Source organism: Sphingobium sp. Ant17 (genome assembly GCF_000588875.1).
In the GTDB taxonomy this organism is placed as follows: Bacteria; Pseudomonadota; Alphaproteobacteria; order Sphingomonadales; family Sphingomonadaceae; genus Sphingobium.
The window spans coordinates 1-9,462 of sequence record NZ_JEMV01000107.1 but is presented as its reverse complement, the minus strand read 5'-3'; the positions used below and the strand labels follow the sequence as shown (position 1 = coordinate 9,462).

Here is a 9,462-nt window from a genome sequence, read left to right as displayed (position 1 = left end):
CCCTTTCCAGAACTCTATTGCTGCAACCGTATCTACCGTCAATGCTTGCGCGTGTAGTCAGCAGCCACCAGTGCAGTGAATTTCCGCTTGTGGGAGCTCTCTTATTGAAGGGGAATGACGGTTTCAGGCGCAGTTCGGCAATTCCGCTCTGCCGAGTTTCCTCTGGTAATTGGATTTACCGCCCAATCACGTTTCGGATTTCGACAATGATTTCCACGCAACGGCTTAGGAATAGTCCACGGGTATCTATCAATCCGCCAACTTCCGATATATCGCCCTCATCAAAAAAGGCTTCGCCTTTGCCCTTGATTGCGAAGGGCAATGAGGCTTCTGTGGTTGCCGCCCGTGATGCAAGAAGTTTCTGATCCGAAGAGCGAGTGATCGAGTGCGGTCTTCTGTCAGGCCTTTGGTTGCGGCGTTTTCAGAAGCCGCTGGCCGGTATGGTGATCTGCGGTTCGAGTCCAAATCTCGTTTTCGAGCTGGSATGCTCACGCCTCGTAACTGGTTTTCCCGAACCAGATCTGTTCGCTCATTTTCGCCCCATTCGGGTCGTCGCCTTCTCACACCCCCCATCATCCGACGTTAGGTAAGCTTGTTGGCATGCCGATCATGCAACTGCTGCCTGCGCCGGAATTCTGTATTCATTACCATTTTTTTATCAGGCCCAAATCGTTCTGGCCATCTTGTTGGCGAGGGCAATTGCCACAAGCATTCTCGGTTTCCTGGCAAGCATATCTGCGAGCCAGGAAWTTTTTCTGGAATCGATCTTCGACCCATCCAATTCAGACGGGACATTGCACCTATGATAAGCAGTCTGCGGATATCGGCCTGACCCGCTTTCGAAATACGTCCAAAGGCGCTCCTTTCCGCCCGAGGAGAATTGTCGCGGGACAAGACCGAGCCAGGCCGCGAAGTCCCGCCCGCATCGGAAGCTCTCCATTGATGGGGCGAAGGCCTCGACCGCTAAGGCTGTTAAAGGGCCAAAAAAAAACTCCCGGAATCGTCTGTAGCCGCTTGGCCGCGTCAGTTTCAGCCGCCAGCGCTTTGATCTTCTTTGTCCGTATATTGATACGCTCAGTTTTCTCAGCGATCTGTGCCCAATAGATCYCGGCATTCCTCCCGCATCAAAAACGGGCAAATCGCTGTTAAGCTCATCAAGAATGTCCGCAATCCTGCAGAGCTGATTTATGCCTTGGGGGACAACATGACCATATTCATAGAGCGCCGCCCTTACGGCATTGACCAGTTCCGTGCGTTGATGAACCAGCCGTTCTCTTCCGCGAAATAGAATCGCCCTGCTTTGCTGCTCTTCCGACTTTGGATCAACAAACCGCATCTCTGGTCGTTGAGCCGCAATTACGATCGCTTCAGCGTCAGCGGCATCATTTTTCTGTCGCTTCACGAACGGCTTAACATAGTGTGGTGCGATAAGTTTGACCTCGTGGCCAAGCCGGATCATTTCCCGGGCCCAATAATGCGCACTGCCACATGCTTCCATCACGATCACCGCCGACGGTTGCGCTGCCATAAATGCGGCGAAGGCTGAACGCGGAATCTTTTTCCGAAACTTGGGTTGGCCTGTCATTGACGCTGCATGAAGCTGAAACACGGACTTTGCCAAGTCCACGCCGATCATTGTATCTTTTGACACGATTGCCGTCCTTTCCGCTCAGTGGTCCTAATTCCACTATCCTGGCACATCTCAGTGCCGTCTGGGGAGGGCGGCAACCACCCCATCTCGTTTGTCGAGCAGTCGATCATAGCTAGGCCCCTCACCATGCTTTAAGACGTTTACTGCTAACCGATAGTTGAGAAGGCTGTCCGCAAGATCGGCTCGGTTTTGACTTCGCAGCAACTTGTCGAGTTCGGGGTACGCATTGGCCCAACCAAAACTTTGCTGTAACATCCCCTCGAAAGTGCCGATGACGCCCACAACTATGATGGTGGTTGCCATAGAGCATGTCCGCAATCCATTTACATCGACGCTGCTAGCTCCCGTCTGCAGGTTCGCAACATACGTGTCATAGGCTTCAGCCACCTGACCAGAAAGCATGTGTGGTGCGCGGCAGAGATGTTCGAATTTGGAAACAGCGGGCATTGCGCAACATTGCGTGATCGCCAGATTAAGACAAGCGATACCGCGCGATACAAGGCATCAACGTTCAAACCAAAGAGCGACCGCTTATGTAAAACGTTCGTGCGGCTGCCAATGTCCATAATTGGCGCAAAGCTGACTTTTGCACGCGCCCTCTGGACCACCTTATCTGGAGCAGCGAAATCTGTCGCTGTTCCAAGCCCTATTGCGAAGATGTCCTAATCCAGTCAAAACCGCTGTGCCTTCCGTAAAAGCCGGAGGGTGGGGCGTGGAAACCTCAGTCACTTGAACTCGGTCGCCAGATTTGGAGGCCGGGTGGCATGCGCGCATGTCCAGTCGGTTCTACCGATAAAGGCGCATGCGCCTGCTCAAGTGGCTAGGTTTCCAACATCCGGCTTAGGCCGCGCCCCGAGAGGAACATAGGGGTTGCGCAAGGTCTAGCCGAACGTCGCCCCGATAGCGCGGGGGCGAGAACAATGAATCATTCAACACCATAGTGGCTGCGTTTCTGCGGCCTGTTTCGTCGCGCCTGCGCTGCGCGCCCCTTCCTCTCACCACAAGGATTCCTCATGGAAAATGACATGAATGCGCCGGAGCATCGCCGCCGGAAGAAACCCTTTATCCTGTTCAGAATCGTTCAATGGGCGATCGTTGCATTCTTCGGTCTGCTGACAGTGATATTGATAACGGAAGCCGATAAGCTGAGTCTGCCGGGCGCACCAATCATCCTGTTCGGGGTCGCGCTGGCAGCGGTAATAGGTGTCGCGGCGCTTCACAGCCCTCCGTTGTTTTTCCGACTTCCCGGAAAGGCCAAGTTGGTCGCCTATGTCGGTATTGTCGTTGGTCTGTTGGTGTTCGGCAACTGCGTGCGCCTAATGACGGAGGCGTATCACCGGACGCCGGAAGGCGCGAAGGTTGCCGCCGAACAGAAATTGCAAGTAGAGAAGCAAGCCGCTCTCGATGCCGCCGCAAATGCCAAAGCTGCGGCTGATGCGGAGGCGCGTCAGCAAACCGCCAAGCTGCAAGCCGACCTGGAGAACGTGAAAGAAGAACTGGCAGCAACCATGACCAAACTGGAATCCTGCTTTTCATGGGGCCATCGTCTTTCGGCTCTGGAAGATCCTGTCAGGGAAGCGCTGCACAACCCGTCCGCCTTTGAGCATGTGAGGACCGAACTGATCCGGCCGGACACAAGCAACGATAATGTCGAGATGACCTTCCGCGCCGAAAATGCCTTTGGTGCAATGCGAACCGCCACTATCCGTGCGCATCTCGTGCCGGATAGCTGCGAAGTGGAGAATATAGGCACACCGCAGATCGATTGATCGTCCTTATCAACTTTCTCAACACCTGAAGCCCCGGCCTAACACGCCGGGGTTTTTCACATTTGGAGACTATCCATGCACGTCATCCGTACATGGGCGGCATTAGCTGTCCTGTTGGACACCCATACTGACCCTGCTCTCAAACGCCTGTTGGCCCTCAGGCGCGATCAATTGCTCGAATTAGGCGAACTGTCTGATCTTGGCAGTATCTACCTTATCGAGCCGGGCGACAGCCTTGCCTCCATCGAGACGAGTATCGGCTTCCCCGTCGCCTCGAACCCAATCGATGGTTTGCGATACCCCGATCCGAGCTTCACGCCAGCGTGGGAGTGGATCGAGAACCACGGCACACTCTGGGAAGCGCCCTTCGTCCTGTGCGACGACGGTTCGGGCTTCATCCTTATCGTACCAGACGAGCCGGGCATCGATCCCCAACTGCTCGAATTGATCCGAACCTTCGCCACCTGAGAGTACGACATACCACGCCCCGATCGGCTCCAAAACGCGCCGTTCCTGAATCAGAAAACCAAGCGAACCAAAGCGTCCAGCCATTCCGGCTCGGGCGCATTTTTTATGTCCGAAAGGAAAACTGCATGATTTCGTTACCCAATCTCTACGCGATCGAAGCTGTGCTGGTCGAGCCGCTCGATATGGCGCTCCACGCTCTGATCTCCGACCGCCTTACCGACGCCATCGCCTGCGGTGTCCAGCATATGACCCATCTTATCGTCGTTGAACCGGGAGACGTGGAAGCCGATTTCCAGCGTGAAGCCGCCTTCTCGCCTTTCCATAACCCCTTGTCCGAAACTCGCTTCGGCGATCCCGAGTTCTCCCCCGGCTGGGATTGGGCGGGACGACAACACGGCTGGTTCGAATGGTTCACGGTCGTCGGCAACGATGGCTTTGCGTTCGTCGTTCTGGTGCCGGATGCCGAGACGATCGATCCCATGCTACTCGCGATGCTGCGGGAGCACGTACCGTGCGATTGATCGGCATATTGCTGACGGCTTGCATCGTGCTTGCGGCAGCGCAGGCCATGGCTGTGGCGCTTAGTCTGCTGCTACTCTGCGTATTGATCTACAGCCTGTTCAGCGCGCCAAGAGAGACCTTGGGCTTTTTGGCGCTGCTGTTCGTTGCTGGGCTGTTCCAGGCACAGCCTCTGGCCTTTCTCTGTCTTGTCGTACTGATGGTTGTGGCCAAGATCATCCAGCGACGATGAAAGCCTATTGACGACTCAGGCGTTTAAGATCATTGGGCACACCGCTTACCGGCAGTGACACCTTACCAATGCGTGTCGGCACAGGTTCGCACTTTCACTAGCAACCAATTCCGGATCATGGATTTCCGGCGATGGGGGCTTGTGTGTGCGACAGATGCCACTGCCGGATGTCTCCCACGCAAGTGATACCTTCCATCGCTCGGTTCCGCATCCGAACTGACAAAGGTATTGAACTTGAACTCCATCATTGATGGCGAGACGCCCGAAATCTTCGTCTCTGCCCATAATCCAATCCCTACCAGCATCGACCATCCGGTTACCGCTTTTGCCAATGACAGGGCAGACAGTGCGCCGACATTCCCGGCGAGCGAGGACACCGAAGGGGGGAAGGTGGAGCGGGAGAGCAGCAATTCCCCTTCATCGCCCCCATCAACCGCCCCGGCCCGTGAAGATGTCAGCGCCATGCCTCTCGCCCCACTCGGGGACGAGGTGTATCGCCCGGCACCCACCACAAATCCGGTCATTGACGCGCTCATCAAGCGTGGCCTGTACCGTCATAACGTCTCTGCGAATGCGCATCACATCACTTGTCCTTGGGCCGATGAACACCATCCAGGCGAGCGCAGGGAAGCCTACTATCATGCGCCCTCCGAAGCTGTTCCTCTAGGTAGCTTCTTCTGCCCATGCGCCCACAGCGATCACCGCCGGATCGGCAACCTTCTCCACTTTCTTGAGGTTGATCGTAAGGCGGCAAGGTGCAAGCCGCTGATCCGTGTCCTGCAAGGCGAAATGCATCGTATCGTTGTGGCGGCAGAGAAGGTTCTAGCGTTTCGCGATGACCTTTATCGGTCGAATGGATCGATCGTTCGACTGAAGCTGGATGCTGCCAGTGGCGATGTAACGACTGAACCCGTCACCGAACAATCGCTCGCCGTGCAACTTTCGGCGGACTGCGATTGGGAAAAGTTCGATGCACGCAGCGACGAATGGCGGCGTTGCGATGTTCCTACTAGTGTCGTCAGCAATTTGCTGAAAACCCAGACGGGCCAACATCTTCCGGTGTTGACGGGACTGGTCCGCCAGCCTCATCTCCGCCGGGGGGATGGCGTTCTGGTTACGGAGGCTGGCTTTGCCGCTGGGTCCGGTATTTACGCCGCTTTCGATCCAGCCGACTTCCACATCCCGATGCTCACTAAGGAAAACGCACTCCAGGCCCTGCGCAGATTGCAATCCCTTCTTGTTGAATTTGAGTTTGCCGGGGAGGCCGACAGGGCAACGGTCTGCAGTGCCATGCTGACCGCCAGCATCCGAGATTATCTGAATGTCGCCCCCGGCTTCAACATCACCGCTTCCTCGCCGGGCAGCGGCAAGAGCTATCTGGCATCGGTGATCGCGCCATTTGCCGGACCGGGTGATGCGCGCAACATGAGCTACCCCGGCACCAATGAGGAGGCGACCAAGGTCGTCTTGTCGCTGGCGCTGGAACAACCTGCAGCGGTTTGCTTCGATGATATGCCCACCGACTGGTTGCCGCATGGTGCCATGAACAGGATGCTGACCAACGGATCGGTCACGGAACGCATCCTGGGATCGAGCCGGGTCGTCACGGCGCGAGCGTCCAGCTTCATCATGGGAACGGGCAACAATATCCGTCCGCTCCGCGACATGGCCCGGCGTGTCGCATCGATCTACCTCCTGCCGCAAGTGGAGAGCGCAGCGACACGGGATTATGATGGACGACCTGCCGAAGAGGTCCGTCAGAACCGTGGTCGCTATGTCAGCGATGCCTTGACCATCATCGCAGCATGGAAGGCGGCGGGCAGTCCCAAGGCCGATGTGCCCAACGTTGCGGGCTTCGGTCAGTGGTCGGACCTATGTCGTCATAGCCTAATCTGGCTAGGCGAACCTGATCCCGCCACTAGCCTAATCCAGCAGATTAACCACGACCCCGATAAGGAGCAGCTTGGCGACCTGCTGTTTGCGTGGCGTGATGCCTTCGGCGACAAGCCCACGCTGGTTCGGCAGGTGCTCAAGCATATCGACGAGCACAAGCGCGGCGATCTGTACGATGCCGTCATGGAATTGCCGTGTGTCGAACGGGGCTATGTCAACCAGTCGCGCTTCGGTCGTTATCTAGGGCGGAACAAGAACCGCATCGTGAACGGCCTGCAACTGGTCGAGGCACCGCATTCGGAGCGCCGAGCGTGGGCAATTGTGCCGATCTCGACGCATCCTCGCAAACCCCTACCGATCATCCCTGACCAGCCGATCGAGCGTTTCGAGAACGTCTGGCAGGACTTGAAAGCCGAACAGCACCAAGCCCGGAACGCTCAAGCCGAACCCGGCCATCAGGCCATTCGTTACCCGAAACAAAGCCACCCGGAGCCTCATCAACGAGGTTTCGGGATCAGCCCTCCTTTCCCTTTCTCACGAGGACCATCATGCCAAAAATCAAGTTGGAAGCTTCCGTCATCCCGACCCTCTATTGCCCCCCCACGAGGCCAACGAGAAATTTTTCGATCTGGCTATCTCTGGTTCATAATCGAAATGCGACCGAATGGGCAGGGCACCTACGCCCTTCGATACAAAGACCCATACGGTCGCCAACGCCAATATAAGATTGCCAGCTTGGGGGACATATCGTTCGCGGAGGCTAAGAAAGAAGCGATACGTATCAAAGGGCGCGTGTCGGTCGGTCAAAATCCAGCGGAAGAACGTCACGCTAATCGTCGCATCCCCACCATTGCTGAACTGTCCGTCCGATATCTGGAATTTAGCCGCAGCTATAAGCGTAGCCATGACATTGATGAGCGATATCTCCGTCTGCATGTAATTCCGAAATGGGGAAAAAGACTTCTCAACGAACTCAATCAAACCGAGATTTTGGAATGGCTGAACGGCAAACGGGCAGAGGGTTACGCTCAGGCCACTGTGAACCGATGGCAGGTCATTCTGGGGCACATGATGCGGATGGCCAAACGGTGGGGTCTTCCAGGTGCGGAGGTGAACCCGCTGGAAGGAGTGAAGCAGAAAGATCCCGAAAATCGTATCGAGCGTTTCCTGACGGCGGCGGAGACGCAGCGGCTAAAGGAAGCGGTGGAGGAAAGCCCGAACTTCATGTTGCGCTACATCGTTGCCCTTCTCCTGCTCACTGGTTGCCGCAAGCGCGAGCTGTTGGACGCGAAGTGGGATGAAGTATCGTTCGATCGCAAAACATGGAGAATTCCAACGACTAAGACCGGCAAGCCGCGTCATGTGCCGTTGTCGGACGACGCGATTAACGTGCTCAAGTCGATACCCCGGTTCGACACCTGTCCATACATCGTCCCTAACCCTGATACCCTCAAGCCGTTCACATCCGTTTATAACGCCTGGGACAACGCACGGCGACGAGCAGGATTGCCCGATGTGCGTATGCATGATCTTCGGCACAGCGCGGCCTCCAATCTCGTAAATTCAGGGCAATCATTATATGTGGTGGCAAAGGTGCTGGGGCATGCGCAGGTCAGGACCAGTGAGCGGTATGCACACCTCTCTGACGATACATTGTTGCATGCGGTGAACGCCGCTTCGCAGGTTACGGGCACAATCTGGGCAGAGGCGATGCCCGAGGTGAAAGGGCCTGTGCTGCCCGCCATGTAGGTGGACGGTACGCCAATCTAAGCGGTTCAATCCTACCAAAATGCTTTTGCTAGGATGAGGTGCAATTCAGCCTCTCGGCTCAGAATGGGAAGTAGGTGGGAGTTATCGAAAGGTGGCTCCCGCTTGCCCYMTATACAYTTTGTATTTTATAAGGAAAAATACCTCTAACCAGGTTTTGTTCATGCTGGTATCGGCTTTGATGGGCACTGACCGTATGCAGGCCGCCTATGCCCATGCCATCGGCAACGGCTATCGCTTCTACAGCTATGGCGACAGTTCGCTCCTGCTCCCTTAAGCTCCCTCATTTCCCCACGAACAGAAATCCCACCGCGCCCATGATGCAGGCGAAGGCGGCGAGGTGGCGCCAGTGGAGGGGTTCGCCCAGCACGGTGACCATGAAGCCGCCGAAGATGATCAGCGCGATCGCTTCCTGCGCGACCTTGAGCTGCCCCGCGCTCCACCCCTGCGAATAGCCAATCCGGTTGGCGGGCACGGCGAAACAATATTCGACCAGCGCGATGCCCCAACTGATCAGGATGACCAGCAGGATCGGCTTGTCCATGCCGCCCTTGAGATGCCAGTACCAGGCCACGGTCATGAAGATGTTGGAGATGATCAGCAGGGGCGATGGTGGGGCATGCGGGGCCTCATGGCGAAAAGGGGGCCAACGCTCTGGCACCATGGCAGGCAGCGATGCAAGCGATCGTGCAAAAAAAGACCGTTGCAAGGGCCAAATCCCTCGCCTATAGGCAGCGCTCCTTTGGGGCCTTAGCTCAGCTGGGAGAGCGCGTCGTTCGCAATGACGAGGTCAGCGGTTCGATCCCGCTAGGCTCCACCAACCCCTCCTTTTGGGGTTGCTCGAAGGACTTTACCGCCAGCGCCCCGCGCGCCTAAGGCGGTATCATGACAGATTTGGAAGATCGCAGCCGCCCGGCTGCCACCGTCGTGATCGTGCGCGACCGGGCCGATGGCCCGCCCGATATATTGATGATGGAGCGGGCCAGCACCATGGCCTTTTGCCGCGGGTGCGTTGGTCTTTTCCGGGGCGGCGCGGTCGATGCGGGCGATCATGACCTCGCCGCRCGCATCGACCATGGACTGGATCAGGATGAGCCGCCGCACGCATCGCCGCGATTCGCGAGACGATCGAGGAGGCGGGGGCTGGGGCATTTGGGGCTGCA

7 protein-coding genes, 1 tRNA gene and 3 pseudogenes are annotated in these 9,462 nt (G+C 56.7%); 8 read left to right on the top strand and 3 right to left on the bottom strand.

Features of this window, described 5'->3' with window-relative positions:
- Positions 1–658 precede the first annotated feature (658 nt).
- A pseudogene (locus BF95_RS23770) lies at positions 659–1,651 on the bottom strand (IS110 family transposase).
- Positions 1,652–1,702: 51 nt separating this feature from the next.
- On the bottom strand, positions 1,703–1,954 hold the full coding sequence (locus tag BF95_RS23765; protein WP_152542907.1) for a hypothetical protein: 252 nt from the start codon (positions 1,952–1,954) through the stop codon (positions 1,703–1,705).
- A gap of 710 nt (positions 1,955–2,664) precedes the next feature.
- Between BF95_RS23765 and BF95_RS23760 the strand changes: the two genes are divergently transcribed.
- From BF95_RS23760 to BF95_RS26855, 6 genes and pseudogenes are all read left to right on the top strand, one after another.
- Complete coding sequence (locus BF95_RS23760) at positions 2,665–3,420, top strand: hypothetical protein (RefSeq protein WP_043155102.1); 756 nt, start codon at positions 2,665–2,667, stop codon at positions 3,418–3,420.
- Between the two features lie 75 nt (positions 3,421–3,495).
- On the top strand, positions 3,496–3,888 hold the full coding sequence (locus BF95_RS23755) for a hypothetical protein (protein WP_043155100.1): 393 nt from the start codon (positions 3,496–3,498) through the stop codon (positions 3,886–3,888).
- Between the two features lie 125 nt (positions 3,889–4,013).
- Entirely contained in the window at positions 4,014–4,409 is a 396-nt protein-coding gene (locus BF95_RS23750; protein ID WP_043155097.1) for a hypothetical protein, read from the top strand.
- Positions 4,400–4,639, top strand: a complete 240-nt coding sequence (locus tag BF95_RS23745; RefSeq protein ID WP_152542913.1) for a hypothetical protein — start codon at positions 4,400–4,402, stop codon at positions 4,637–4,639. Before BF95_RS23750 ends, BF95_RS23745 begins: the two co-directional genes overlap by 10 nt.
- Before the next feature lie 234 nt (positions 4,640–4,873).
- Complete coding sequence (locus BF95_RS28495; RefSeq protein WP_200867051.1) at positions 4,874–8,281, top strand: site-specific integrase; 3,408 nt, start codon at positions 4,874–4,876, stop codon at positions 8,279–8,281.
- Positions 8,282–8,456: 175 nt separating this feature from the next.
- Positions 8,457–8,576, top strand: a pseudogene (locus BF95_RS26855) (S-adenosylmethionine:tRNA ribosyltransferase-isomerase); the annotation flags it as partial.
- Positions 8,577–8,582: 6 nt separating this feature from the next.
- Here BF95_RS26855 and BF95_RS23730 read toward each other — a convergent pair.
- The gene (locus BF95_RS23730; RefSeq protein ID WP_051520217.1) at positions 8,583–8,963 is read right to left on the bottom strand and encodes a DMT family protein; all 381 of its coding nucleotides are present in this window, start codon (positions 8,961–8,963) and stop codon (positions 8,583–8,585) included.
- 80 nt (positions 8,964–9,043) lie between these two features.
- Here BF95_RS23730 and BF95_RS23725 point away from each other — a divergent pair.
- A tRNA-Ala gene (locus BF95_RS23725) sits at positions 9,044–9,119 on the top strand.
- A gap of 65 nt (positions 9,120–9,184) precedes the next feature.
- Positions 9,185–9,462, top strand: a pseudogene (locus tag BF95_RS23720) (NUDIX hydrolase); the annotation flags it as partial.

What these genes read in the sequence shown, in the direction of transcription:
- BF95_RS23765 (WP_152542907.1), bottom strand. Translation starts at nt 1,954, where the DNA reads ATGGCAACCACCATCATAGTTGTGGGCGTCATCGGCACTTTCGAGGGG.
- BF95_RS23760 (WP_043155102.1), top strand. Translation starts at nt 2,665, where the DNA reads ATGGAAAATGACATGAATGCGCCGGAGCATCGCCGCCGGAAGAAACCC.
- BF95_RS23755 (WP_043155100.1), top strand. Translation starts at nt 3,496, where the DNA reads ATGCACGTCATCCGTACATGGGCGGCATTAGCTGTCCTGTTGGACACC.
- BF95_RS23750 (WP_043155097.1), top strand. Translation starts at nt 4,014, where the DNA reads ATGATTTCGTTACCCAATCTCTACGCGATCGAAGCTGTGCTGGTCGAG.
- BF95_RS23730 (WP_051520217.1), bottom strand. Translation starts at nt 8,963, where the DNA reads ATGGTGCCAGAGCGTTGGCCCCCTTTTCGCCATGAGGCCCCGCATGCC.